Origin of the sequence: Pseudomonas gingeri (genome assembly GCF_013385635.1) — a bacterium.
Classification (GTDB): Bacteria; Pseudomonadota; Gammaproteobacteria; order Pseudomonadales; family Pseudomonadaceae; genus Aquipseudomonas; species Aquipseudomonas gingeri_A.
Genome location: NZ_JACAPR010000008.1, coordinates 230,722 through 255,915, shown reverse-complemented (window position 1 = coordinate 255,915; position 25,194 = coordinate 230,722). Strand labels below are relative to the sequence as shown.

At 60.1% G+C, this 25,194-nt stretch carries 26 protein-coding genes; 20 read left to right on the top strand and 6 right to left on the bottom strand.

The window, feature by feature from the left end; translation table 11 throughout:
• Positions 1-45 precede the first annotated feature (45 nt).
• A complete protein-coding gene (gene argJ, locus HX851_RS37575; protein WP_177057219.1) occupies positions 46-1,263 on the top strand; it encodes a bifunctional glutamate N-acetyltransferase/amino-acid acetyltransferase ArgJ in 1,218 nt (405 codons plus the stop codon).
• Between the two features lie 115 nt (positions 1,264-1,378).
• The gene (locus tag HX851_RS37570; protein WP_177064707.1) at positions 1,379-2,320 is read left to right on the top strand and encodes a Nudix family hydrolase; all 942 of its coding nucleotides are present in this window, start codon (positions 1,379-1,381) and stop codon (positions 2,318-2,320) included.
• A 210-nt stretch (positions 2,321-2,530) separates the two neighbouring features.
• Here the strand turns inward: HX851_RS37570 and HX851_RS37565 are convergent, their stop codons facing one another.
• Together HX851_RS37565 and HX851_RS37560 are read right to left on the bottom strand one after the other, a co-directional pair.
• Entirely contained in the window at positions 2,531-3,115 is a 585-nt protein-coding gene (locus tag HX851_RS37565; RefSeq protein WP_177057217.1) for a cob(I)yrinic acid a,c-diamide adenosyltransferase, read from the bottom strand.
• Between the two features lie 2 nt (positions 3,116-3,117).
• On the bottom strand, positions 3,118-5,154 hold the full coding sequence (locus HX851_RS37560) for a sensor histidine kinase (RefSeq protein WP_177064709.1): 2,037 nt from the start codon (positions 5,152-5,154) through the stop codon (positions 3,118-3,120).
• 215 nt (positions 5,155-5,369) lie between these two features.
• Here HX851_RS37560 and HX851_RS37555 point away from each other — a divergent pair, with 215 nt between their 5' ends.
• On the top strand, positions 5,370-6,605 hold the full coding sequence (locus HX851_RS37555; RefSeq protein WP_177064869.1) for a M20/M25/M40 family metallo-hydrolase: 1,236 nt from the start codon (positions 5,370-5,372) through the stop codon (positions 6,603-6,605).
• A gap of 26 nt (positions 6,606-6,631) precedes the next feature.
• Here the strand turns inward: HX851_RS37555 and HX851_RS37550 are convergent, their stop codons facing one another.
• Both HX851_RS37550 and HX851_RS37545 read right to left on the bottom strand, forming a co-directional pair.
• Positions 6,632-7,549, bottom strand: a complete 918-nt coding sequence (locus tag HX851_RS37550; protein ID WP_177064711.1) for a putative 2-dehydropantoate 2-reductase — start codon at positions 7,547-7,549, stop codon at positions 6,632-6,634.
• Positions 7,549-8,502: a GGDEF domain-containing protein gene (locus tag HX851_RS37545; RefSeq protein ID WP_017124298.1), complete on the bottom strand. Its 954-nt coding sequence runs from the start codon at positions 8,500-8,502 to the stop codon at positions 7,549-7,551. The genes HX851_RS37550 and HX851_RS37545 overlap by 1 nt, the downstream gene beginning before the upstream one ends.
• A gap of 118 nt (positions 8,503-8,620) precedes the next feature.
• Here HX851_RS37545 and HX851_RS37540 point away from each other — a divergent pair, with 118 nt between their 5' ends.
• On the top strand, positions 8,621-9,106 hold the full coding sequence (locus HX851_RS37540) for a YajQ family cyclic di-GMP-binding protein (RefSeq protein ID WP_017124297.1): 486 nt from the start codon (positions 8,621-8,623) through the stop codon (positions 9,104-9,106).
• Positions 9,107-9,227: 121 nt separating this feature from the next.
• Complete coding sequence (locus HX851_RS37535) at positions 9,228-10,070, top strand: mechanosensitive ion channel family protein (RefSeq protein WP_017124296.1); 843 nt, start codon at positions 9,228-9,230, stop codon at positions 10,068-10,070.
• Between the two features lie 233 nt (positions 10,071-10,303).
• Here the strand turns inward: HX851_RS37535 and HX851_RS37530 are convergent, their stop codons facing one another.
• Positions 10,304-11,668, bottom strand: coding sequence for an OprD family porin (locus HX851_RS37530; RefSeq protein ID WP_177064713.1), 1,365 nt, complete (start codon positions 11,666-11,668; stop codon positions 10,304-10,306).
• A 984-nt stretch (positions 11,669-12,652) separates the two neighbouring features.
• On the opposite strand from HX851_RS37530, the gene HX851_RS37525 reads away from it, so the two are divergent.
• Together HX851_RS37525 and HX851_RS37520 are read left to right on the top strand one after the other, a co-directional pair.
• Positions 12,653-13,084 (top strand): HIT domain-containing protein, encoded by a 432-nt coding sequence (locus tag HX851_RS37525; protein ID WP_177064871.1) that lies wholly within the window; start codon positions 12,653-12,655, stop codon positions 13,082-13,084.
• Positions 13,081-13,287 carry a SlyX family protein gene (locus tag HX851_RS37520; RefSeq protein WP_177064714.1) on the top strand — a complete coding sequence of 69 codons (207 nt, stop codon included), beginning with the start codon at positions 13,081-13,083 and terminating at the stop codon, positions 13,285-13,287. Before HX851_RS37525 ends, HX851_RS37520 begins: the two co-directional genes overlap by 4 nt.
• Positions 13,288-13,360: 73 nt before the next feature.
• Here the strand turns inward: HX851_RS37520 and HX851_RS45285 are convergent, their stop codons facing one another.
• Positions 13,361-13,963 (bottom strand): cold-shock protein, encoded by a 603-nt coding sequence (locus tag HX851_RS45285; protein WP_177064716.1) that lies wholly within the window; start codon positions 13,961-13,963, stop codon positions 13,361-13,363.
• 461 nt (positions 13,964-14,424) lie between these two features.
• On the opposite strand from HX851_RS45285, the gene HX851_RS37510 reads away from it, so the two are divergent.
• The 13 genes from HX851_RS37510 (at position 14,425) to tolB (ending at position 25,158) form a co-directional block, all read left to right on the top strand.
• A complete protein-coding gene (locus HX851_RS37510) occupies positions 14,425-14,895 on the top strand; it encodes a Dps family protein (protein ID WP_017124291.1) in 471 nt (156 codons plus the stop codon).
• A 288-nt stretch (positions 14,896-15,183) separates the two neighbouring features.
• Positions 15,184-15,456, top strand: a complete 273-nt coding sequence (locus HX851_RS37505) for a ribbon-helix-helix domain-containing protein (protein WP_256262376.1) — start codon at positions 15,184-15,186, stop codon at positions 15,454-15,456.
• 132 nt (positions 15,457-15,588) lie between these two features.
• On the top strand, positions 15,589-15,810 hold the full coding sequence (locus tag HX851_RS37500; RefSeq protein ID WP_003193872.1) for an FmdB family zinc ribbon protein: 222 nt from the start codon (positions 15,589-15,591) through the stop codon (positions 15,808-15,810).
• 94 nt (positions 15,811-15,904) lie between these two features.
• Positions 15,905-17,680: an aspartate--tRNA ligase gene (aspS, locus tag HX851_RS37495; protein ID WP_177057209.1), complete on the top strand. Its 1,776-nt coding sequence runs from the start codon at positions 15,905-15,907 to the stop codon at positions 17,678-17,680.
• Positions 17,681-17,813: 133 nt separating this feature from the next.
• Positions 17,814-18,560 (top strand): YebC/PmpR family DNA-binding transcriptional regulator, encoded by a 747-nt coding sequence (locus tag HX851_RS37490; RefSeq protein WP_177057208.1) that lies wholly within the window; start codon positions 17,814-17,816, stop codon positions 18,558-18,560.
• A 150-nt stretch (positions 18,561-18,710) separates the two neighbouring features.
• Positions 18,711-19,235: a crossover junction endodeoxyribonuclease RuvC gene (gene ruvC, locus HX851_RS37485; RefSeq protein ID WP_177057207.1), complete on the top strand. Its 525-nt coding sequence runs from the start codon at positions 18,711-18,713 to the stop codon at positions 19,233-19,235.
• Between the two features lie 114 nt (positions 19,236-19,349).
• On the top strand, positions 19,350-19,964 hold the full coding sequence (ruvA, locus tag HX851_RS37480) for a Holliday junction branch migration protein RuvA (RefSeq protein WP_177057206.1): 615 nt from the start codon (positions 19,350-19,352) through the stop codon (positions 19,962-19,964).
• Positions 19,965-21,023: a Holliday junction branch migration DNA helicase RuvB gene (gene ruvB / locus HX851_RS37475; protein ID WP_177057205.1), complete on the top strand. Its 1,059-nt coding sequence runs from the start codon at positions 19,965-19,967 to the stop codon at positions 21,021-21,023.
• Positions 21,024-21,161: 138 nt separating this feature from the next.
• Positions 21,162-21,629 (top strand): tol-pal system-associated acyl-CoA thioesterase, encoded by a 468-nt coding sequence (gene ybgC / locus HX851_RS37470; RefSeq protein WP_017124283.1) that lies wholly within the window; start codon positions 21,162-21,164, stop codon positions 21,627-21,629.
• Positions 21,619-22,314: a protein TolQ gene (gene tolQ, locus HX851_RS37465; RefSeq protein ID WP_103033137.1), complete on the top strand. Its 696-nt coding sequence runs from the start codon at positions 21,619-21,621 to the stop codon at positions 22,312-22,314. The genes ybgC and tolQ overlap by 11 nt, the downstream gene beginning before the upstream one ends.
• A gap of 14 nt (positions 22,315-22,328) precedes the next feature.
• On the top strand, positions 22,329-22,781 hold the full coding sequence (gene tolR / locus HX851_RS37460; protein ID WP_017124282.1) for a protein TolR: 453 nt from the start codon (positions 22,329-22,331) through the stop codon (positions 22,779-22,781).
• Positions 22,781-23,860: a cell envelope integrity protein TolA gene (tolA, locus tag HX851_RS37455; RefSeq protein WP_177057204.1), complete on the top strand. Its 1,080-nt coding sequence runs from the start codon at positions 22,781-22,783 to the stop codon at positions 23,858-23,860. Before tolR ends, tolA begins: the two co-directional genes overlap by 1 nt.
• A gap of 47 nt (positions 23,861-23,907) precedes the next feature.
• Positions 23,908-25,158, top strand: a complete 1,251-nt coding sequence (gene tolB, locus HX851_RS37450; protein ID WP_370590613.1) for a Tol-Pal system beta propeller repeat protein TolB — start codon at positions 23,908-23,910, stop codon at positions 25,156-25,158.
• Positions 25,159-25,194: the final 36 nt, after the last annotated feature.

Below are 25,194 nucleotides of genomic sequence, written 5' to 3'. Positions count from 1 at the left end.
AGCGACAGTGCAGACATCACATTGAACATTGAAAGGAGCGCATTCATGGCTGTTGGTCTTGGTCCTTTGCCAACGTTGCACCCGGTTGCCGGTTTTGAACTCGGCATCGCCTCGGCGGGTATCAAGCGCCCGGGGCGCAAGGATGTCGTGGTCATGCGCTGCGCCGAAGGCTCCACCGTGGCCGGCGTGTTCACCTTGAACGCGTTCTGCGCCGCGCCGGTGATCCTGGCCAGGCAGCGTGTGCAGGGGCCGGTACGTTACCTGTTGACCAACACCGGCAATGCCAACGCCGGTACCGGTGAACCCGGCCTGGTCGCGGCGGCGCGCACTTGCGCCAAACTGGCTGAACTGGCGGGCGTCGATGCCAACGCCGTACTGCCATACTCCACCGGCGTGATCGGCGAGCCATTGCCGGTCGAGAAGATCGAAGGCGCGCTGCAGGCTGCCCTGGACGATCTGTCCGTGGACAACTGGGCCGCTGCCGCCACCGGCATCATGACCACCGACACCTTGCCCAAGGGCGCCAGCCGCCAGTTCCAGCACGACGGCGTCACCGTCACCGTGACCGGCATCAGCAAGGGTGCCGGGATGATCCGACCGAACATGGCGACCATGCTCGGTTACATCGCCACGGATGCCAAGGTTTCCCGCGAAGTCCTGCAGAACCTGATGCTCGATGGCGCCAACAAGTCGTTCAACCGCATCACCATCGATGGCGACACCTCGACCAACGACTGCTGCATGTTGATCGCTACCGGCCAGGCCAAGCTGCCGGAAATCACCGAGGCCAGCGGTCCGCTGTTCGCGGCCCTGAAGCAGGCGGTATTCGAGGTCTGCATGGAAGTGGCCCAGGCGATTGTCCGTGACGGCGAAGGCGCGACCAAGTTCGTCACTGTTGAAGTCAATGGTGGTGGCACTCATCAGGAATGCCTGGACGTTGGCTATACCGTGGCCCATTCGCCCCTGATCAAGACCGCGCTGTTCGCCTCCGACCCGAACTGGGGTCGTATCCTGGCGGCGGTCGGCCGCGCCGGTGTCGCGGACCTCGATGTGAGCAAGATCGATGTGTTCCTCGGTGAAGTCTGCATCGCCAGCCGTGGTGCCCGTGCCTCGACCTATACCGAGGAGCAGGGCTCGGCGGTGATGGCCCGCGAGGAAATCACCATTCGTATCGAGCTGGGACGTGGCGGGTGCAGCGAAACCATCTGGACCACCGACCTGTCCCACGAGTACGTGAAGATCAACGCGGAATACCGCACGTAACCACGACACCCTCCCTTGTAGGAGCAGGGCTTGCCCGCGAAGAGGCCCGAAGGCCGGCAAAGACTTTGCGATCATGCCCGATCTTGCAGAAGCTGGATTTACAGGAGCTTTCAGCGTGAAACGCGTACATGTGGCCGCAGCCGTTATTCGAGGCACCGAAGGACGGATCCTGATCGCCCGGCGTGCCGATTCCCAGCACCAGGGCGGCCTGTGGGAGTTCCCCGGCGGCAAGGTCGAGGAGGGCGAAGCGGTAGCCGTGGCCCTGGCCCGTGAACTGCGGGAAGAGTTGGGGATCCTGGTCACCACCGCCCGGCCCTTGATCAAGGTTCGCCATGACTATCCGGACAAGCAGGTGTTGCTGGATGTCTGGGAAGTCTCGGCTTTTACCGGCGAACCCCATGGCGCCGAAGGCCAGCCCCTGGCCTGGGTCACGCAGCGGGAACTGGCGGATTACGAGTTTCCGGCGGCCAACCAGCCGATCATCGCCGCAGCCCGTTTGCCAGGCGAGTACCTGATTACGCCGGACGGCCTGGAGACACCGGAGCTGTTGCGGGGCATCCAGAAGGCGATTGCCGGCGGGATCAAGCTGGTCCAGTTGCGTGCACCGAACGGTTACGATCCGAAGTATCGCGACCTAGCGGTGGATGCGGTCGGTTTGTGCGCCGGCAAGGCACAACTGATGCTCAAGGGACCGTTCGAATGGTTGGGTGATTTTCCTTCGGCCGGTTGGCATATCACCGCGGCGCAGTTGCGCAAGTACGCCAGTGCCGGTCGCCCGTTGCCCAAGGATCGCTGGCTGGCGGCGTCGTGTCATGATGGGGAAGAGCTGGCACTGGCCGAGCAGATGGGGGTGGATTTTGTGACCCTGTCGCCGGTCCAGCCGACCCTGACCCATCCGGGTGCGCAGCCCTTGGGCTGGGAACCGGCGCAGCAGTTGATCGCCGGTTTCAACCGCCCGGTGTACTTGCTGGGGGGGGTTGGTCCGCAAGAGCTGCAACGTGCCTGGGAAACCGGGGCGCAGGGTGTGGCGGGTATAAGGGCGTTCTGGCCGCAGTAACGACGGTTCTGGTGTTCCGCGAACTTGTAGCGAGCGGGCTTGCCTGCGCTGGGGTGCGAAGCGCCCCTGAAATCTGCGAACCCAGTTTATCGGGTAGACCGAGTTGACTGGTTTTGCGACTGCTGCGCAGTCGAGCGCGGGCAAGCCCGCTCGCCACAAAGTTCAGCCAGGTCTTGAGAGCGTTGTTGCAGGCTCAATGCAGTTTGAGTCTCAGTGGGAAACCGGTTTCTTCGCCGCTTCCCAGAGGATCTCGGCAATTTTTTCGCGACGGGCAATCAGTCGTGCCGCGACGAAGAACAAATCCGATAGCCGATTGATATAGGCCAGCCCCACGCCGCCCAACGGTTCCAGCGCATTGAGCTGCTGGCAACGGCGTTCTGCGCTGCGTGCCAGGCTGCGGCAGACATGGGCCTGGGCGATCAGCGTCGAACCGCCTGGCAGGATGAAATTCTCCAATGGTCCGAGTTCTTCGTTCCAGCGATCTATAGCGGCTTCCAGCCGGTCGATTTCGCTTTTGTTCAGTGCCCGGTACTCCGGCATCGCCAGTTCGCCGCCGAGGTCGAACAGTCGGTGCTGGCAAGGCGCGAGCACCTCGATCAATTCCTCCAGCTCCGGGTGGATGACCACCAGTTCCGCCAGGCCCGCCAACAGCAAGCCAAGCTGGCTGTTGAGACTATCGACTTCACCGATGGCTTCGATCCGTGGATGATCCTTGGGCACGCGACGACCGTCACCCAGCCCGGTTTCGCCGGTGTCACCGGTCCTTGTGTAAATCTTCGACAGGCGAAAACCCATGGTTACAGCTCCGTTTGGTTCAGTACGGGGAGGGTGGCCTGGCTACCGGCCAGCGGCAGGCGCAGGGTGAAACAAGTGCCCTGACCAAGGGTCGATTGCACTTCCATCTGGCCCTTGTGGTTGTTGGTGATGATGAAATAGGAGACTGACAGCCCCAGTCCGGTGCCCTGGCCGATCTCCTTGGTGGTGAAGAAGGGTTCGAAGGTGCGCTTGCGGATGTTCTCCGACATGCCGATGCCGTTGTCCTCGACCTGGATTTCCGCCCATGGCGGGTTCAGTCGGGTGCGCAGGGTGATGCGCCCTGGCTCACGATCGTCGTCACGCTGATGGATGGCCTGCGCGGCGTTCTTCAGCAGGTTCAACAGAACTTGTTCCAACTCGTTGGCGGTGCCGGGGACCGGTCCGAGCTGCGGATCGAACTGGCGGATGATGGCCTGGCCCTTGAAGTCGAACCCGATGGCCAGGTCGAAGTCGTTGCCGGCGATTTCCACAGCCTGGTCGATCAGGGCCGGCAGATCGCAGGGAGCCATTTCCCGCTTGCTGCGTCGGCTGAAACTGAGCATGTGGGTGACGATCTTGGCCGCTCGTGCGCCGGCCTGCTGGATGCCGTCGAGCAGTTGCGGAACTTCGCGACTCTTCAGGTACCGGTTGACGGTGTCCAGGTCGATTCCGGCCTGTTCGGCGTACTCGAGGTTTTTCGGCAACTCCGCGGACAGGCGTCGGCGGATGTTCTGCACATTGTGCAGGATCGCCCCCAGCGGATTGTTGATCTCGTGGGCCATGCCGGCGGCGAGCCCGCCGACCGAGAGCATCTTTTCCGACTGCACCATCATTTCTTCCAGGGACAGGCGCTGGGTGATGTCATCGATGCGGATCACCACGCCGCGCCCGGCGCCGCCCATCAGCGGGTAGAAGGTCAGCGCATAGTGGCGGGCCTCGTCGTCCTTGATCCAGGTAACGCGCTCGATCTTCGCCACGCTGTGTTGTTCGACGGTGTCCTTGAGCTGCGGCAGAAAGGGTTTCAGCGGCTCGAAGGCAAGGAAGATCGGCTGGTTCAGGGCCTCGTCCAGGCGGGTGCCGGAGAGCGCGCTGGCTTCCTGGTTCCACTGGGTGACATAGAGCTGCTCGTCCAGGGCGATCAGTGCCGAGGGCATGGAGTCGATGATGCTGTTGAGGTAGTTCTGGAAACCGGTGAGTTTTTTCTCGATCTTGCTGCGGACCTGGACTTCGAGCTCCAGCTTGCGGTTGGTATGCCGGGTCTCTTCGGCCAGGCCCTGGGCCTGGTCATAGGCGGCCTGGGAGTCGTCCCGGGCGCGTTTGAGCTGCTGCTCGCGGGCTTCGATGCGTGAGAGCATGGTGTTGAAGGCTTCGGCCAGGCTGCCGATTTCATCGTGGTTGCCCCGTGAGGCCCGCAGTGAGTAGTTCTCCTCGCGGGTCACCTGGCGTGACAGTTCCTCCAGTTCGTGGATCGGCCGGGTGATCAGTCGCTTGATCTGCCGGGCAATGATCAGCCACAACAGGACGCTGAAGATCAGGATGCCCAGGCTGGCGGTCAGGGTCCCGGTGTAGAAGGCCACCGGCAACTCGCTGCTGGCCACCAGCAACAGGTGCCCGGGTGCCTGGCCCGGGCGTGGCATGTCGATCACCTGGTTGCTGCGAAATTCGGTCAGGCGCCAGGCTTCGATATGCCGATAGCGTTCCGGCAGTTTCAGGCGGTCACCGTGTTGCAACTGGGCCAGTCGATCACCCTTGCCGTCATAGATGGCGGCGGCCCGCAGGGGGGAGTAGGTGTTGAGCTCCTTGAGCAGCGTCTCGGCATTGGCGGCGGAATCCAGTGCCTGGCTGGCCAGGTTCGGGTTTGACACCAGCCGGCCGATGGTCTGCAAGGCCTGGGGCGCCATGCTTTCCTGGGAAATCCAGTAGGCCGCGCTGATAAAGGTCAGGTTGGCCACCAGCAGTACGGTGGTCAGCAGCACCAGCAGGGCCGCCAGGAGTTTCTGGCCGACCGGCAGGTTTTCTAGGCGCTGGCGCAAAGGCATTGCGGATCCTGTTTGGCAAGGGATGAAGAGGGCGGGCATCGATCGCGCCGACCGTGAATGAGTGTATCAAACCGTCGGTTTTTACCACGGCCTTTTGCCAAAGGTGCGAACTGAACGGGTCGACGGTTGCTTTCCCGCGTTGTAAGTTGCCTGGGCGATGCGATCACAGTTCGATAAGAAAACATCAAGAACCGGGTTCAGGGAGAAAAATGACCATGGGGTTTCATTTCAAGCGTGCGGCACTGGCGGGGCTTGCCATGGGGGTGGCGCTGGCGACAGGCGCGCCTCAGGCACTGGCCGAGGTCAACAAGCCGGTCCATGACAAGGCCGAGCACTACAAGGAAGACGGTTTGAAGCTGCTGGAGCGGCTGGTCAATATCGACTCGGGGTCAGGCTACGAGCCGGGCCTGAAGCAGGTCCGGGCCATCGTCACCGACGAACTGAAAAAGCTCGGGGCAAGTATCGAGACCTTTCCCGCCACGCCGGAGCCGGGCGAGAGCATCGTGGCGACCCTCAAGGGCAACGGCAAGGCGCGGATCCTGTTGATGGCGCACATGGACACGGTGTTCAAGGAAGGCACGGCGACAGCCAAGCCTTTCTATATCAAGGACGGGCGCGCCTACGGGCCGGGCGTCATGGATGACAAGGGCGGTATCGTCGCCGGTCTGTATGCGTTGAAAATCCTCCAGGACCTGGACTTCAAGAACTACGCGAAAATCACCTTCCTGCTCGATACCAACGAGGAAACCGGCTCCAAGGGCACCACCGAACTGATTCAGCGGGTAGCCAGGGAGCACGATGTGACGTTGAACCTGGAGCCCGGTCGCCCGGCCGACGGCCTGGTGATCTGGCGCAAGGGCAGTGGCACGGCGGTGGTGGAGGTCAAGGGCAAGTCGGCCCATGCCGGCGTGGCCCCGGACAGCGGCCGCAATGCCGCGATGGAAGCCGCGCACCAGATTCTCCAGTTGGGCAAGCTGGGGGATCCGGAGAAGCAGACCACGGTCAACTTCACGGTGCTCAAGGCCGGTGACCGGGTCAATGTGATCCCGGATTCAGCCGTTGCCAAGGCCGATGTCCGGGTGCTGGTGCCGGAGGAGTTCGACCGGGTAGAGCGCGACCTGGCCAAGGTCTCGACCAGCAAGTTGATTGCCGACACCGAGGTCAAGACCAGCCTGCTCCGTGGCTTGCCGCCGATGCCGCCAACGCCGGCCCAGGATGCCCTGGCGGCCAAGGCGCAGGCGATCTACGGCGAAATCGGCCGCAAGCTGACCCTGGAAGGTAGTGGTGGTGCGGCTGATGCCAGCCTGTCGGCTGCGGTGGGGACGGCGACACTGGATGGTTTCGGCATCGTCGGCGGTGGTATTCACACCGAGGATGAATATGCCGAGGTCGAGAGCGTGGTGCCGCGTTTCTATCTGCTGACCCGGATGTTGATGGAAATCAGCCGGTAAAACCGCCGCATCCGTTCACGGATTGCTCAGGTGGTGGGCAATCCGCGGGCGGCAAGGTGCGCGACCAGGCGGTCGCGCAACTGGTTCAGGTGGGGCAGGTTCAGGTGATGGCGTGCCGCCGCCGCGCAGGCGTAGCCCAGCAGGTAGCTGATCTCGGTACGCCTGCCCTGGGCGACGTCCTGGTACATGGAGGAGTAGTTCGCTGCCGTGGCCTGGATGACCCGTTCCACTTCGCTGTGCAGGTCCTGTGCGGCCGCGGGTTGGCCGCAGCATTCCAGCAGTTCCGTCAGCTCGCCGCAGAGGGTCGCCACTTCGCAGTGGTGATCCTGCAGGCCGCCGTTACGGCAGCCATGCAGCACCGTCAGCGGGTTGATGGCGCAGTTCAGCGCCAGCTTGCGCCAGAGCCGGGTGAGGATCTGTGTGTTCCATTCATGGGGAATGCCGGCCAGGGTCAGATCGTCGAGCCAGTAGGGTGGCTGGGGATGGGCGATATCACCCAGCCAGGTAAAGCCGTGTCCGGCAAACACGACCCGCCAGTCGCCGTCGCGAAAGGCACCTTCGGTGCTGGAGGCAAAGATGCAGCGTGCCTTGGGCGCCAGCGCCGCGACGGCATCCTGGCTGCCCAGGCCGTTCTGCAGCAGGACCAGTTCGGCATTTTCGACCAGGCGTGGGGCCAGCCGGGCCACGGCGGCCTCTGCGTCATAGGCCTTGCAGGCGACCAGCAGGCGGCTGATGGGCTCGGCGGAGTCAAAGGTCTGGGCGGGAATGGCGAGGCGATGCTCCCGGCCCTGTTCGACCAGGGTCAGGCCACCGCTGGCTGTGTAGGCGGCCAGGCGCTCCGGGTCGCGCAGGATCAGCGTCACGGGCAGCCCCGCGCGCGCCAGGCGGGTGGCCCACAGGCTGCCCAGGCTGCCGGCGCCAAGGACGTGCCAGGTGGTGGCCATCAGCTGCGGGCCGGCAGCCGTTTGGCGCTGACCACGCCATCGGCATAGGATTCGGCCAGCAGGCGGTCGGCCTCATCGAACAGGGTTTGCTGGTCCAGCGGGAAGCATTTGCTGTCCAGGCCCACCAGGCTGATGCCGGCCTTCAGTTCGATAGGCCCGGCGTTGGTCATGAAAGGCTTGAGGTTCAACCCGTCATACAGGCGCTTGAAGCTGCTGGGTGCGCAATCCTGGAGGTCCGGCGGCATGGTCATCAGGACGAAATGCTGGTCGTCCAGGCGTGCCAGCACATCCAGCGGGCGCACCAGTTGTTGCAGGCGCCGGGCAATGCCTTGCAGCAACTCGTCGTAGAAGTCGTTGCCATGCTGGCGCTGCAGCTCGTTCGCCTGTTCCACCCCGATCAGCAGGTAGCAGATGGCGCCGCCACGGGCCTGCACCTGGCGCAGGCTGTCGGTCAGCTTCTGGCGCAGGTAGCGGGCATTGCCCAGGCCGGTCAGGGAGTCGACGAGATTGCGTTGTTCGAGGCTGGCGATGTTCTGGCGCAGGAGGCGGTTCTCCTGGCGCAGCCGCTGCAGGGTGCTGCATTGGCGATCGGCGGCCAGTACCCGGGTCAGCAGCAGGCGCTCGATATCGCCGGGGGCGATCAGGTCGTCGATATCGTTGTCCGAGGCATCGTCGAGCAACGTGAGCGCAGGTTCGGCGCTGATGAGGAGCACATAGGTATAGTGATCGTTCATCTCGTCGCGCTGTCTGACCTTTGCCGCCAGCTTGAGGCCGGCGGCCCCGGCACAGACCACCACACTGGCGGCTCGCTGGTCGAGTTGTTCCAGTGCCAGCACGGCGTCGTTGGCCTGGCGTATATCCTGGTAACCCGCACGCTGGAGGCTGCTGCCAAAGGCACTGCTCACCAGCTGACCGTCACTCACCAGCAAAATGCTCAGATCCGGGTTAGGCATGGGTGGCTCGCAAGTGAATGAGTGGGAAGAACCGTTATAATGCTCGCGGATTTTAACCGTCAAACCAGGCGCGCTCCATCGGTATCGAGCTGCGCCGACCTTATTTTGGAGAAATGACATGCCGTCGTTCGACGTGGTATCCGAACTGGACAAACACGAAGTCACCAACGCCGTCGAGAACGCCGTCAAGGAGCTGGATCGTCGCTATGACCTGAAGGGCAAGGGCAGCTTCGAATTCAAGGAAAAGGACCTGGCCGTCAACCTGACCGCCGAGGCCGAGTTCCAGCTGGAGGCGATGATCGAGATCCTGAAGCTGGCCCTGGCCAAGCGCAAGATCGACGTGAAGTGCCTTGAGGTCAAGGACGCCTATGCATCCGGCAAGCTGATGAAGCAGGAAGCGACCTTGAAGGAAGGCATCGACAAGGAAATGGCGAAGAAGATCGTCGCCCATATCAAGGACGCCAAGCTGAAAGTACAGGCGGCGATCCAGGGCGAACAGGTACGGGTGACCGGCAAGAAGCGTGACGACCTGCAGGAAGCCATTGCCAACCTGCGTGCCAAGGAATTCGACCTGCCGCTGCAATTCAACAACTTCCGCGACTGATCCAGCCTGTCAGGGAACCTCTGGAAGTTATCGGCGTCGGAGGGCCCAGGCACGGCGAAACGGTTGGGTGTTCAAGGCGCAATCGTTTCGCCGGGCGATCGTACGGTAACAGGAGAGAACAATGGATCTGAATGCGGAAGTGGATCATCTCATCAAGGCCTCCGAGGCCTGGATTCCGATGATCATGGAATATGGCAGCCGTGTGCTGCTGGCGGTGGTTACCCTGGCCGTGGGCTGGTGGCTGATCAACAAGCTGACGGGCAAGATCGGCAAGTTGCTGGCATTGCGCAACGCCGACCTGGCGCTGCAAGGCTTTATCAGCAGCCTGGCGAATATTGCCCTGAAGATCCTGCTCAGCATCAGTGTGGCCTCGATGATCGGCGTGGCAACCACGTCATTTGTCGCGGCTATCGGTGCCGCGGGACTGGCCATTGGCCTGGCATTGCAGGGCAGCCTGGCGAACTTTGCCGGTGGCGTGCTGATCCTGATGTTCCGGCCGTTCCGCATCGGTGACACGATCACCGCGCAAGGCATTACCGGGACAGTCGACAGCATCCAGATTTTCCACACCATCCTGCGCACGGGTGACAACCAGACGGTGATCGTGCCCAACGGCAACCTGTCGAACGGCATCATCACCAACGCCAACCGCCAGGCCACCCGCAAGGTGGTGTTCGATGTCGGTGTCGATTACGAGGCTGACCTGCAGAAGGCTCGCCAGGTATTGCTGGATCTGGCCAAGGATGAGCGCGTGCTGGCTGATCCGGCCCCTGCGGCGGTGATTTCGGCGCTGGGCGACAGTTCTATCACCGTTTCCCTGCGAGTATGGGTGAAGACTGCCGATTACTGGGACCTGATGTTCATGTTCAACGAACATGCGCGGGATCGTCTCAAGGACGCGGGGATCGATATTCCGTTTCCGCAGCGCGTTATCCGGGTGATGCAGGAAACCGCGGCAAAGTAAGACAAGTGCATTGTTACCTGGCGCAGTGGTCAGGTATTCAGTGGCAAACCAAGGGGCCGATTGATGGCCCCTTTTTTGTGGCCGTCGATCAGTGGGATAGTTGTTGGTAAATTGGATGCTGGCTACTTATTAGTTTGCTATCAAAGTTCTCGCGTTACTAAAACCGGGGCAATAAAAAAGGCCCATCACCAGGATGGGCCTTTCTTCAAGCGAGTATTGCGAGTATCACGCGATTACAAGATGTTGATCGGGTATTCGGTGATCAGGCGGAACTCGTTGATGTTGCCTTCGCCTTCGTCGGCATTGGCGCGGTGCCAGGCTTGACGTGCACGGAACGACAGGTCTTTGAGAGGACCGGCCTGAACGACGTACTTGGCTTCCACGTTGGTTTCGAAGTGACGGCCATCTTTGCCGTACGCACCAACATAAGAACCGTTAATGTCGGCATGAGTGCCGTCGATACCGGTACCGTGGATGTTACGAGCCATGAAGCTCAGGCCTGGGATGCCGTACTCGGCCATTTTCAGGTCGTAACGCACTTGCCAGGATTTCTCACCCGGACCGTTGAAGTCGGAGTACTGGATGGAGTTGGCAAGGAAGATCGAGTCGCCACCACGGTTGCTGCGGTCACCCACACCGACGTAGTCGAATGGAGTGTCGCCACGTACTTTCTGGAATGCCACGGTAACGGTGTGTGCATTCAGGAAGGAGTAGGCAGTCGCGAACGAGAACGCAGTGTTGTCGATGTCACCCGCCAGCGCAGAACCGGTATCGGTTGTGCGATAGATGTTGAAGTCGAAGTTCAACGACTGCTTGTCAGCCAATGGCAGGGTGTAGTTGACGTTGGCGTAGTACTGGTTCCAGAGATCCTTGAGTTTGGCGCCATACAGGGACGCGGTCAGGTTCTCGTTGATGGCGTATTTGCCACCCAGGTAGTCTGCGCTTTTGACATCGAGCGCAGCGCCCGCATTGGCTTTACCTGCACCAACGCTGCCAGCATAAGTGGCGCGCAGTTGCTGATCCATTGCAGTCTGGTCCTGGCTGCTGCCAGCGTAGAAGTGGCCTGCTTCCAGATCCAGATCTTTGACTTCACTGCTCTGCAGTTGGAAACCACGAGCGGTCTGTTGGAACAGACGGCTGCCGCCCAAGGCAAAGACAGGAGCAGTGCTAGGCTGCTGGTCGCCGAATTTCAGTTCGGTTTTGGAGAAGCGAACAGCAACTGCTGCACCGGCTTTGCCGAAGCTGTTGTTGTTCTCGCCGTTGGCTTTGCGGCTCAGGTTCTGGGAACCGGCCTGATCGTCGGTACCGTCCAGCTTGAAGCCGGCGTCGCCGAAACCTTCAACCTTTACACCAACCTGGCCCTGGGTGTAGCCCGAGCTGAATTTGCCCAGAATGCCTTGGGTCCAGTCGATCGAGTCTTCTGCACCGGCTTTCTTGTCACGGTTGAAGTAATAGTTCTTCAGAACCACGCCAGCCGAAGCACCTTCAACAAAACCCTTGGCATCAGCCTGGTCGGTAACGAAAGGTTCAGCCATTGCCAATTGAGTGCCTGCTGCGGAAACAGCCAGGGCGATCATGCTCCACTTCATCACGCGCATCGTGATTTGCTCCTTTGGTTTTTAGGAAGAGTACTGCCGTCCCACCTGTATTTTTGTCTGGGCGGCTCTTTCTTTTTGTGTCGGCGCAAACTTATATCACGCTGACAATGTTGGCGATACTTGCTCACCTATCCTTGCGGCTTCTTTACGAGCATGTCGCAAAAAGCTCGGTCCATGTCGCAAATTCACAGCCTTTCGTATCGGCTGTACAACTTCAGCGCTGTTGTCGAACGCCTGAGCATAGATAAGAAAGCCCCATGTTCAAGCATTTAACTGTCCATGGTCGCACCGTATAGCGTTGTTACCGTGTCGCGGGGGCTTCAGCTTCCGATCAGGCCCTCTGTAGCGACTATGTGAGGAGTAATGCAACAAGCATGCACAAAGTTCAAAAAAAACCAGAAAATATTTTCCTGACCGCCTCGGCGCGCTGAAACCCTCATGAAAGCTGGGGTGAAGCCGGTTTTTCATGGTGCTTGACGTATTACTTTTCCTTGTGCTGCTAATCCATTGATTACGTGCAGAAAGCTGAAAACGTTACCGGTCCACACTGCGGGCTGGGTAATCAGCGGGTAAAACATGCACCGATAGTAGTCGCTCTGTGCGGTTTTGGTGCAAAAGTGCCTGTAGGCTGTTTCCGTTCGTACAGTCCGTTGGTTCCGGTCGTGCTTTCTGGCCGGCAGGTCAGGTTGAGTCAGCATTGCAGGTCAGGGAAGGTTTTCAGGAAAACATGACGTTTTGATTATAAGGACGGATTTTCTGCGCCTTTCTGAATGACAAAGGTGCGTTTGTGCCCGAAATGGTGCGTATTGTTTTCGGGTGTTTCATTTTGGCGCGGTCATGGGGAGGCGCGTCTGTTTGCCGCTCTCCAGCCACCTTGCCGTGAACTGGAGGCCGAAGGCGGGTATCCTCAGGGGCTGTTGTCGGGCGAAGAGGCTGTCGAGCCATCGCCTTGGCGGGAAAATCAGTCAAGCAGGAGTGTTTACGGTGTTCGTTCTCGATTCGCGTCTTCAACAAGACACCTTGCCGATGGGCGACTTTCTGTTGTGTCGCCTGCTGTTATCCAATGATTCGAATTACCCCTGGTTCATTCTTGTGCCCAGGCGTGCGGATATCAGTGAGCTGTTTCAACTGGAAGCGGCTGACCAGGAACAGTTGTGGCGTGAAACCACCGGGTTGGCGCAGGTGCTCAAGCACACTTTCGACGCGGACAAGTTGAATGTCGCGGCGCTGGGGAATGTGGTCAGCCAACTTCATATGCATGTCATCGTTCGTCGGAAGAATGATGTTGCGTGGCCTGCTCCGGTCTGGGGCAAGCACCCGGCAAAGCCCTATACCGATGCGCAAGTCACGGTGATTCGCGAACAGTTGCGCACGGCTCTGGCCGAAGGTTTCTCCTATGTGCAGGCGCAATCATGAGTCTTGAAGACCGCGTGACCGAGCTGGAAACCCGCCTGGCCTTTCAGGACGACACTATCCAGTCGCTGAACGATGTGTTGGTGGCGCAGCAACGGGTGGTGGCGCGTCTGCAGTTGCAGATGGCAGCCCTGCTCAAGCGTCATGAGGAAATGATGGGGCAGTTCGAGTCGTCCGAAGAGGAAGCGCCGCCGCCACACTATTAAGGTGGCGTGCAGCCAGCAGGCGAAAAAAAACCGCGAGCCGTTAAACGGCGTCGCGGTTTTTTTCGGGCACGAATCAGCGACGCGGCGAGGCTGCGATCACATCTTCAGCCTGCAGGCCCTTGTCACGGTTCATCACCGAGAACTCCACGCGCTGGCCTTCGACCAGGACGCGGTGGCCTTCGCCACGAATGGCGCGAAAGTGCACGAAAATATCGTCACCGGAATCCCGCGAGATAAAGCCGAAACCCTTGGAGGTGTTGAACCACTTCACGGTGCCGGTATCGCGGTTGGTCATGTCGTAGTTGTGCGCAGCCGCGGCGGGTGAGGATCGGTAGAAACTCACGAGCAGATGGAGAAGCACGGCAATCACCGCGGCTGCCAGGCTCAGCAGTACGGCGGGTTGACCCGCGACCATCGGCAGGGGCGCGAGCAGTACCAGGATTTGCAGGACAACCGCGAGGATCAGCAGGGCGCTGACCAGGTTTTGCAATTGATGACGAGGACCTTTGTTCCAGTACGGGATGACCGGAGCAAGGATCAGGTTGAGCAAGCCGAAGAATGCCAGGTAAAGCGCATCGGGTTGTTGCAGGTAAGGCAAGGCTTCGGATCGCAGGCTGGGTATAAAGGACAGCAGCAGGGCGACGGCGCCCGTTAGCAGATGGACGATTTTCAACATTTTGATTAACTCACTCAAGATGGATCGCAAGGAAGAGCTGACGGCACCCGGTTCGCTTCTGAAAAAAGGTGAGGCGGTGAGCACGCGCGCCAATCAGCCTATGCGCCGCGCCCAGAAATTCGGTTGCGACGACACAGGCTCTATTTAACAGCAAAGCCCGAACCTTCTCAAATCAGTGGCTTGGCCGGCTATCACCGGGATTGCGGGCGAATACCGACCTCGATTGCCCGTGGGGTGAGGAGAGGCCTGATCTAGACGTTTGCGGGCCGTTGATCCGAGCCTGTTTCAGGCTGAAGATCTGTGGTCTTGGATTTTTCCTTCACTTTCAGGGGGATCGGGCTGGCAGGTGTGGCGGATTTGTCGCAGGTGGATTGTGGCGTGTGGGCTGCATGCAATGCGGACTCTTGCTAGAGTGGTCCTACACCTTTAAGGGTGATCTCAATCACATCAAGGGGATGCATATGGCTATTGATATCGGTATCAGCGAAGCGGATCGTAAGTCCATTGTCGAGGGGCTTTCCCGTCTGTTGTCGGATACCTATGTACTTTATCTGAAGACCCACAACTTCCACTGGAATGTCAGCGGCCCGATGTTTCGGACCCTGCACTTGATGTTTGAAGAGCAATACAACGAACTGGCCTTGGCGGTGGATCTGATTGCCGAGCGAATCAGGGCATTGGGCTTCCCGGCGCCGGGTACTTATTCAACTTATGCGCGTCTGTCTTCGATCAAGGAAGAAGAAGGTGTGCCGAGTGCCGAGGAAATGATCAAGCAACTGGTACAGGGCCAGGAGGCCGTTACCCGTACGGCGCGTGGCATATTTCCGTTGCTCGATAAAGTCAGCGATGAACCGACCGCCGACCTGTTGACCCAGCGCATGCAGGTGCATGAGAAAACCGCCTGGATGTTGCGGGCGCTGCTGGAGGGCTGAGGCAGGGGCGCGGATGAGGCCCCTGGGGCTTCATTCGTGCGATTGTCGGGCCCGCTGTTCTGTTCCTGCTGCGTGGTATCGCTGTTCCGTATTTTCTGGTCGCCTCATCCTACAGTTGTCTTGGTTCAGTCCGCTGGATAAGAACTTTTACTTAATGTTTTATGTGAGAGAGATTTTCCAGGAGTGTCTTTATTCGAAGACATGTAGCGACGGAGTGCGAGGAAGATGGTTCAGTTAAGTCAGTGTGTGGGGGAGGCCGGTTTGTTTCGTAAAACCAGGACGGACCCCATGTTGCTGGAGTTTGATATCGGGTTGGCCAGGCCTGTTTCACGGTCTGTGCGCCTGAATGGGTTTGCAACCTGTCTGCGCTTGGAAGAGGTGTACTGGAAAGTACTGGCCGACATGGCCGGCATCAACCAGTGCACGGTCAATGCGCTGTTGTCCAATGTCGATATGGAGGTGCATCTGCGCTATGGAGGGGTGAAGAACTTCAGTGGTCTGATTCGTGTCGTGTGCATGGTGCATCTTCTGACGCTGGGTGGTTTGCACCCTCCGGCGTGAGGTCCGGTGAGCGGCGCCCCGGTCATACGGCTGCAAAGCCTCGATTTAACAGATATAATCCCGCTCTTTGCTGCTGGCCCGACCCTGGGCTCGGGCAGCAGTGATGTCGTTATCTGATTGTCGAGACGCCCCATGCCCATGTACGACTACCAATGTGCTTCCTGTGGTCATCAGTTGGAAGCCATTCAGAAAATCAGCGCCGCCCCTCTGGTCGATTGCCCTGCCTGCCAGGCGCCAGAATTGAAAAAGATGCTTTCGATGCCCGGTTTCCGCCTCAGCGGCAGCGGTTGGTACGAAACCGATTTCAAGACCGGTGCCAAGAAAAACCTGGCCGGTGGCGACAAAGCCGACTGAAAATGAGTCACACGAGCGGGCTCTTGCGCGCTACAGGCACTACAGTACGCAAGACCTCCACCGAATTCGAATTACGAGAAGCGAAACCACGACCATGATGCGCAGCCATTATTGCGGCCAACTGAACGAGAGCCTGGAAGGCCAGGAAGTCACCCTTTGCGGATGGGTCCACCGTCGTCGCGACCATGGCGGGGTGATTTTCCTCGATATCCGTGACCGCGAAGGTCTGGCCCAGGTGGTCTTCGATCCGGATCGCGCCGACACGTTTGCCGCCGCCGATCGTGTGCGCAGTGAATACGTGGTGAAGATCACCGGCAAGGTGCGCCTGCGTCCGGCGGGTGCCGGCAACGCCAACATGGCCTCCGGCGCAATCGAAGTGCTGGGCTACGAGCTGGAAGTGCTGAACGAAGCGGAAACCCCGCCGTTCCCGCTCAACGAATACTCCGACGTCGGCGAGGAAACCCGCCTGCGTTATCGGTTTATCGACCTGCGTCGTCCGGAAATGGCCGAGAAGCTGCGCCTGCGTTCGCGCATGACCACCAGCATTCGTCGCTACCTGGACGAAAACGGCTTCCTCGACGTCGAAACGCCGATCCTGACCCGCGCAACACCGGAAGGCGCCCGTGACTACCTGGTGCCAAGCCGTACCCACGCCGGCAGCTTCTTCGCCCTGCCGCAATCGCCGCAGCTGTTCAAGCAACTGTTGATGGTGGCCGGTTTCGACCGTTACTACCAGATCGCCAAGTGCTTCCGCGACGAAGACCTGCGTGCCGACCGCCAGCCGGAATTCACCCAGATCGACATCGAGACGAGCTTCCTCGATGAAAAAGACATCATGGGCCTGACCGAAGGCATGATCCGCAACCTGTTCAAGGAAGTGCTGGATCTGGAGTTCGGCGAGTTCCCGCACATGACCTGGGACGAGGCGATGCGTCGTTACGGCTCCGACAAGCCGGACCTGCGTATCCCGCTGGAACTGGTGGACGTTGCCGACCAGCTCAAGGACGTCGAATTCAAGGTGTTCAGCGGTCCGGCCAACGACCCGAAATGCCGCGTGGCGGCCTTGCGTGTCCCGGGTGCGGCGAGCATGCCGCGCAGCAAGATCGACGACTACACCAAGTTCGTCGGCATCTACGGTGCCAAAGGCCTGGCGTACATCAAGGTCAACGAGCGCGCCAAGGGCGTGGAAGGCCTGCAGTCGCCGATCGTCAAGAACATCCCCGAGGCCAATCTCAATGTGATCCTCGATCGCGTCGGCGCGGTCGATGGCGATATCGTGTTCTTCGGCGCCGACAAGTCCAAGATCGTCAGCGAAGCCCTGGGCGCGCTGCGGATCAAGGTCGGTCATGACCTCGAGCTGCTGACCAGCCAGTGGGCACCGATGTGGGTCGTCGACTTCCCGATGTTCGAAGAAAACGAAGACGGCAGCTTCACCGCCCTGCATCACCCGTTCACCGCGCCGAAGTGCTCGCCGGAAGAGCTGGAGGCCAACCCGGCCACCGCGCTGTCCCGCGCCTACGACATGGTCCTGAACGGCACCGAGCTGGGTGGCGGTTCGATTCGTATCCATCGCAAGGAAATGCAACAGGCGGTGTTCCGTCTGCTGGGTATCAGCGAAGCGGAACAGGAAGAGAAATTCGGCTTCCTGCTCGATGCGCTGAAGTACGGTGCTCCGCCCCACGGTGGCCTGGCCTTCGGCCTCGACCGCCTGGTGATGCTGATGACCGGCGCCCAGTCGATCCGTGAAGTGATCGCCTTCCCGAAAACCCAGAGCGCGGCCTGTGTCATGACCCAGGCACCGGGTCTGGTGGACGCCAAGGCGTTGCGCGAACTGCATATCCGCCTGCGCGAAACACCCAAGGCCGAGTAATCCGGTCCTTGCGGGCGCATCCTCGGATGCGCCCTTTCTTTTATACAGGTCGAAAATTCTGTTTGCCGGCTGGCGCTGACTGCGTGGCGGGCAATGTTTCAAGGCAATCTTTCAAAGAGCACCGGAGCGAGTTATGGCGGGTCATTCCAAGTGGGCGAACATCAAGCACCGCAAAGAACGTCAGGATGCCAAGAAGGGCAAGATCTTCACCAAGTGGATTCGCGAGCTGACCGTTGCCGCCCGCCAGGGTGGCGCTGAGCCCGGCTCCAACCCACGTCTGCGCCTGGCCCTGGACAAGGCGCTGGGTGCGAACATGAGTCGGGACATCATCGATCGCGCCGTCGCCCGTGGTGCCGGCGCGGCCGACACCGATGACATGGTCGAACTGAGCTACGAAGGCTACGGCCCGGGTGGTGTGGCGGTCATGGTCGAATGCATGACCGATAACCGCAATCGTACCGCCGCCGCTGTTCGGCATGCCTTCAGCAAGTGTGGCGGCAACCTCGGTACCGACGGTTCCGTGGCCTATCTGTTCGAACGCAAGGGGCAGATTTCCTTTGCGCCGGGCGTCGACGAGGATGCGCTGATGGAAGCCGCGATGGAGGCCGATGCCGACGACGTGGTGACCAACGACGACGGCTCCATTGATGTCTTCACCTCGTTTGCCGGTTTCTACGCCGTGCGTAACGCCCTGGAAGCGGCCGGGTTCAAGGCCGGCGATGCGGAAATCGTCATGCTGCCGACCACCAGTGCCGAACTCGATCTCGAGGGCGCGGAGAAGGTCCTGAAGATGATCGATATGCTCGAAGACCTGGATGACGTGCAAAACGTCTACTCCAACGCGGAGATTCCCGAGGCTGTGCTGGAACAGCTCGGCTGACCGGCGCGCGCCCCTGCCTTGCAGGGGCATTCTCCTATGGCTGCGGGGGGAGGGGCTGGTGTCCTCTGGGCAGCACGCTATCGACCTGCATGCATATACAGTAGATACTGCGCAGCATTGGCAGGCTTTCTCGATCGAACCGCAGGCGTTATGACTCTTATTCTTGGTATCGACCCGGGGTCGCGGATTACCGGTTACGGTGTGGTTCGCGACACCGGGCGTGGCTGTGTCTATGTGGCCTCGGGTTGCATTCGCACTGGCAGTGGCGAGTTGCACGAGCGTTTGCAGGTGGTCTACCGCAGTGTGCGTGAGGTGATCCAGACCTATGGTCCGGTGACCATGGGCATTGAAAAGGTATTCATGGCAAAGAACGCCGATTCGGCGCTCAAGCTCGGCCAGGCCCGTGGCGCGGCGATTGTCGCCGGGGCCGAGGAGAACCTGGAGATTGCCGAATACACGGCGACGCAGGTCAAGCAGGCGGTGGCCGGTACGGGCGGTGCCAACAAGGAACAGGTGATGATGATGGTGATGCACCTGCTCAAGTTGACCAGCAAGCCGCAGATCGACGCCTCGGATGCCCTGGCAATCGCCTTGTGTCATGCGCACACCCGTTCGAGCCTGTTACCCCATGGATTGGGGGCGGCACGGACCCGTGGCGGTCGCCTGCGTCTCTGATAGCATCATCAGCTTAAACAATTTTGCTTGCCGATAGACTGTCTTGCCGGATGATGGCAGGTCTATCGGTCTGTTCATCAGCCCCCGGCCTGGCCGGAAACAAGGATCGGATACGTGATTGGACGCTTGCGCGGCACCCTGGCTGAAAAACAGCCACCGCACCTTATCCTGGATGTGAATGGCCTCGGCTATGAGCTGGAGGTCCCGATGACCACGCTCTATCGCCTGCCGTCGGTCGGCGAACCGCTGACGCTGCACACCCATTTGGTCGTGCGCGAAGATGCCCAGTTACTCTATGGCTTCGTCGGCAAGCGCGAGCGCGACTTCTTTCGCGAGCTGATCCGCCTCAATGGGGTCGGGCCCAAGCTGGCATTGGCGTTGATGTCCAGCCTGGAGGTCGATGAGCTGGTGCGTTGTGTGTCGGCCCAGGATACCTCGGCGTTGGTCAAGGTGCCGGGGGTGGGCAAGAAGACCGCCGAGCGCCTTTTGGTGGAGCTCAAGGACCGCTTCAAGGCCTGGGAAACCGTACCGAGCATGTTTGCCCTGGTGCCGAACCAGCCGGACGGCGCGCCGCCGGCACCGGTTGCCAGCGCCGAGACCGATGCGGTCAGCGCACTGATTTCCCTGGGCTACAAGCCGCAGGAAGCCAGCAAGGCGGTGTCTGCCATCAAAGAGAAAGGCTTGAGTAGCGAAGATATGATTCGTCGCGCCCTGAAGGGAATGATTTAAGTGATTGAAGCCGACCGTTTGATAACCGCTTCCGGCGGGCGTGACCGTGAAGAGGTCCAGGACCGGGCGATTCGCCCGCTGAGCCTGGCCGAGTACATCGGTCAGCCCACGGTCAAGGAGCAGATGGAGCTGTTTATCCAGGCCGCCCGCGGCCGTAACGAGTCCCTCGACCACACTTTGATCTTCGGGCCGCCGGGGCTGGGCAAGACCACCCTGGCCAATATCATTGCCCAGGAGATGGGCGTGTCGATCAAGAGCACCTCCGGGCCGGTACTGGAACGGGCGGGCGACCTGGCGGCGCTGCTGACCAATCTCGAACCCCATGATGTGCTGTTCATCGATGAAATCCACCGCCTGTCACCCATTGTCGAGGAAGTGTTGTATCCGGCAATGGAGGACTTCCAGCTCGACATCATGATCGGTGAAGGCCCGGCCGCCCGGTCGATCAAGCTCGACCTGCCGCCGTTCACCCTGGTGGGCGCGACCACCCGTGCGGGCATGTTGACCAATCCGCTGCGTGACCGCTTCGGTATCGTGCAGCGTCTTGAGTTCTATAGCACCGCGGACCTGGCGACCATTGTCAGTCGTTCGGCTGGGATTCTCGGCTTGCCGCTGGATCCCGACGGCGCCTTCGAGATCGCCCGGCGTGCCCGTGGTACGCCGCGGATCGCCAACCGCTTGTTGCGGCGTGTTCGTGATTTCGCCGAAGTGCGGGCCAGGGGGCATATCACCAAGGCGGTGGCGGACCTGGCGTTGAACCTGCTGGATGTCGACGAACACGGTTTCGATCACCAGGACCGGCGTCTGCTGCTGACCATGATCGAGAAGTTCGACGGTGGCCCGGTAGGCGTGGACAGCCTGGCGGCGGCGATCAGCGAGGAGCGGCACACCATCGAGGATGTGCTCGAGCCTTACCTGATCCAGCAGGGCTACATCATGCGTACGCCCCGTGGGCGCGTGGTCACCCGGCATGCGTACCTGCACTTCGGTTTGAACATTCCGTCGCGCCTGGGTGAAATGCCCGTGGTAGACGAGTTTCTTGATGCGCTGGATGAGTAAAGGCGGGACAGGGGCTGATTTATTCGGTGTTTGCGTTGTCCGAAGGGCACGTGTCACGAATCTTCATGCAAAAAGTCGTGGAAGTATGAAAAACAGTTGCCTGGCCGGATTGGCAACCTGAGGAGTAAGCACTAGAGTATGCGCGCGCAAAACGGGGTTCAGTCGTTCGCACATCGCTGTCGCGTTTATTACGAGGACACCGATGCCGGCGGCATCGTGTATTACGTTAATTACCTTAAGTTCATGGAGCGGGCTCGAACCGAGCGGCTGAGGGAGCTGGGCTTTGCCCAATCCGAGCTGGTGGGGGAGAACCTGTTGTTCGTCGTGCATTCCAGCGAAGCGCGTTACCACGTGCCGGCGCGACTGGACGACGAGCTGTTGATCAGCGCGGATGTCATTGAATTGAACCGTGCGAGCCTGCGTTTCAAGCAGCAGGTTCGGCGGGCAACGGATTTAACGCTGCTCTGTGAAGGGCAGTTTCTGGTGGCGTGTGTACGCGCCGACAGTTTGAAACCCCGGGCCATTCCAGAAGCCTTGCGGTCGGCCTTTGCCGACTCAAGCGGCGCGGGTACTCACTTAGAGCAGGAGATAAAGCGTGGAAGCTAACGTCGTCGACCATTCCTCCATGTGGAGCTTGGTCAGCAATGCCAGCATCGTGGTGCAATTGGTCATGCTGATCCTGGTGGCTGCCTCAGTCACCTCGTGGATCATGATTTTCCAGCGCAGCAATCTGCTGCGTGCCGGTCGTCGTGCCCTGGAGAGCTTTGAAGAGCGCTTCTGGTCGGGTATCGACCTGTCCAAGCTGTACCGTCAGGCCGGCAGCAACCCGGATCCGGATTCGGGGGTCGAGCAGATCTTCCGCGCCGGCTTCAAGGAGTTCTCCCGTCTGCGCCAGCAACCGGGCGTCGATCCGGAAGCGGTCATGGAAGGTGTGTCCCGCGCCATGCGCGTCGCCATTTCCCGTGAAGAAGAAAAACTCGAGCAGAGCCTGCCATTCCTCGCGACCGTGGGCTCCGTCAGCCCGTATATCGGTCTGTTCGGTACTGTCTGGGGGATCATGAACTCCTTCCGCGGCCTGGCGACTGCCCAGCAGGCGACCCTCGCCACCGTTGCACCAGGTATCTCCGAAGCCCTGGTGGCCACGGCGATCGGCCTGTTCGCGGCGATTCCGGCGGTGATCGCCTACAACCGTTTCGCCGCTCGCGGTGAAACGCTGATCAGCCGCTACTACACCTTCGCCGACGAGTTCCAGGCGATCCTGCACCGTAAAGTGCACACCAGCGAAGAGTGAGCAGGTAAATCCCCATGGCCCGAGTTCGCCACAAACGCAAGCCGGTTGCCGAGATGAACGTGGTGCCATACATCGACGTGATGTTGGTACTGCTCGTTATCTTCATGGTGACCGCACCGATGCTCAACCAGGGTGTGAAAGTCGATCTGCCCAAGGTTTCCAGCGAAGCCTTGCCGCAGGACAACAACACCCAGGTCCTGACCATTTCGATCAAGGCTGACAAGACCTACTACTGGAACCTTGGCAGTGAAGTCGACACCGAAAAGCAGCAGGACAAGGCCATGACCTTGCCGCAGATGACCGATGCCGTGACCAAGATCATTCGTGCCGGCAACGAAGGCGGCAAGCACACCCAGGTCTTCATTCGTGGCGACAAGACCGTCGACTACGGCGCTGTCATGGGTGCCATGGGCGGTCTGCAGAAAGCTGGGGTCGGTAATGTTGGCTTGATTACCGAGGCGCCCTGATGCACCAACAGCGAGAGCCGTCCGCCTCGGAAAGCTACTTCTGGCCCAGCGTCTGGGCGATAGGTCTGCACGTCCTGATTTTTGGCATGCTGTTCGCCAGCTTTGCCATGACTCCGGAACTGCCGCCGGCCAAGCCGATCGTCCAGGCGACTCTGTACCAGCTGAAATCGAAAAGTCAGGCGACCACCCAGACCAATCAGAAGATTGCGGGTGAGGCGAAGAAATCCGCCGCGCGCCAGACCGAAGTCGAGCAGATGGAACAGAAGAAGATCGAGCAGGAAGCGATAAAGGCAGCGGAACAAAAGAAAGAAGAGTCGGCTCAAAAGGCCGAAGAAGCGAAAAAGGCTGACGAAGCCAAGAAAGCGGATGAGGCGAAGAAGGCTGATGAGGCCAAGAAAGCCGATGACGCGAAGAAAGCCGCCGAAGCGAAAAAGGTTGAAGAGAAACAATTGGCTGATATAGCCAAGAAGAAAGCAGAAGAAGAAGCCAAGCAGGCTGCTGAAGAAGAGGCCAAGAAAAAGGCCGCTGACGAAGCGAAGAAAAAGATAGTCGAAGACGCGAAGAAGAAAGCCGCGGAAGACGCCAAGAAGAAAGCTGAAGCTGAAGAGGCGAAGAAGAAAGTCGCCGAAGATGCGAAGAAGAAAGCAGCAGCCGATGCGGCGAAGAAAAAGTCGCAGGACGCCGCGCGTAAATCCGCCGAAGACAAGAAGGCGCAAGCCCTGGCCGATTTGCTTTCCGATACGCCGCAGCGCCAACAGGCCTTGGCCGATGAGCAGGGCGATGAAACCGCGGGCAGTTTCGACGATCTGATTCGCTCCCGTGCCGCGGAAGGTTGGGCGCGTCCGCCTTCGGCACGTAAAGGGATGACGGTGGTGCTGCAGATCGGCATGTTGCCGGACGGTACCGTGACTACGGTTTCGGTGGCCAAGTCCAGTGGTGACGGTCCGTTTGACGCATCGGCGGTAGCAGCGGTCAAGAATATTGGTCGTTTGACAGAAATGCAGGGAATGAAACCGAGCGACTTCGCTCCTTATCGTTCATTCAAGATGACATTCACACCTGAGGATCTAGCCTTGTGAGAAACCTTCTTCGAGGAATGCTTGTCGTGATCTGCTGCCTGGCAGGGATGGCGGTAGCAGATGAAAAGAACATTCTGGTCACCAGTGGCAGTGACCGGGCCACGCCGATTGCGGTCGTACCGTTCGGCTGGCAGGGCGGCAGCGTGCTGCCGGACGACATGGCCCAGATCATCGGCGACGACCTGCGTAACTCCGGTTACTACTCGCCGATCCCGAAGCAGAACATGATCAGCCTGCCGACCCAGGCCAGCGAAGTCATCTACCGTGACTGGAAGGCCCTGGGCGCCCAGTACATCATGGTCGGCAGCATTGTTCCGGCGGGCGGTCGCCTGCAGGTGCAGTACGCGCTGTTCAACGTCGCCACCGAGCAGCAAGTGCTGACCGGCAGCGTGTCGGGCACGGCCGAGCAACTGCGGGACATGTCGCACTACATCGCCGACCAGTCGTTCGAGAAACTCACCGGCATCAAGGGTGCGTTCTCGACTCGCATGCTGTACGTGACGGCCGAGCGCTTCTCGGTGAACAACACCCGCTACACCCTGCAGCGTTCGGACTACGACGGTGCGCGTGCGGTGACCCTGCTGCAATCGCGCGAGCCGATCCTGTCGCCGCGTTTTGCGCCGGACGGCAAGCGTATCGCCTATGTGTCGTTCGAGCAGAAGCGCCCGCGGATCTTCGTCCAGCACATCGACACCGGTCGTCGTGAGCAGATCACCAACTTCGAAGGCCTGAACGGCGCGCCAGCTTGGTCGCCGGATGGCTCGCGCCTGGCGTTCGTGCTGTCCAAGGACGGCAACCCGGATATCTACGTGATGAACCTGGCTTCGCGTCAGATCAGCCGCGTGACCAGCGGTCCCGGTATCAACACCGAACCGTTCTGGGGCAAGGATGGTTCGACCATCTACTTCACCTCCGACCGCGGCGGCAAGCCACAGATCTACAAGACCAACGTCAATGGCGGCGGTGCCGAGCGTGTGACCTTCATCGGTAACTATAACGCCAACCCGAAACTGTCGGCCGACGAAAAAACCCTGGTGATGATCCACCGTCAGGACGGATTCACCAATTTCCGGGTGGCGGCTCAGGATTTGCAGCGCGGTAGCGTAAAAATCCTTACAGACACCAACCTTGATGAGTCAGCTACTGTCGCGCCCAACGGCACCATGGTAATCTACGCCACCGCCCAGCAGGGCCGGGGAGTCTTGATGCTCGTGTCCATCAACGGACGCGTAAGGCTCCCGCTTCCTACCGCACAAGGCGAAGTCAGAGAACCTTCCTGGTCCCCTTACCTGAACTGACGCGGCGCTATACGTTTTACTTAACACACTGGGGTT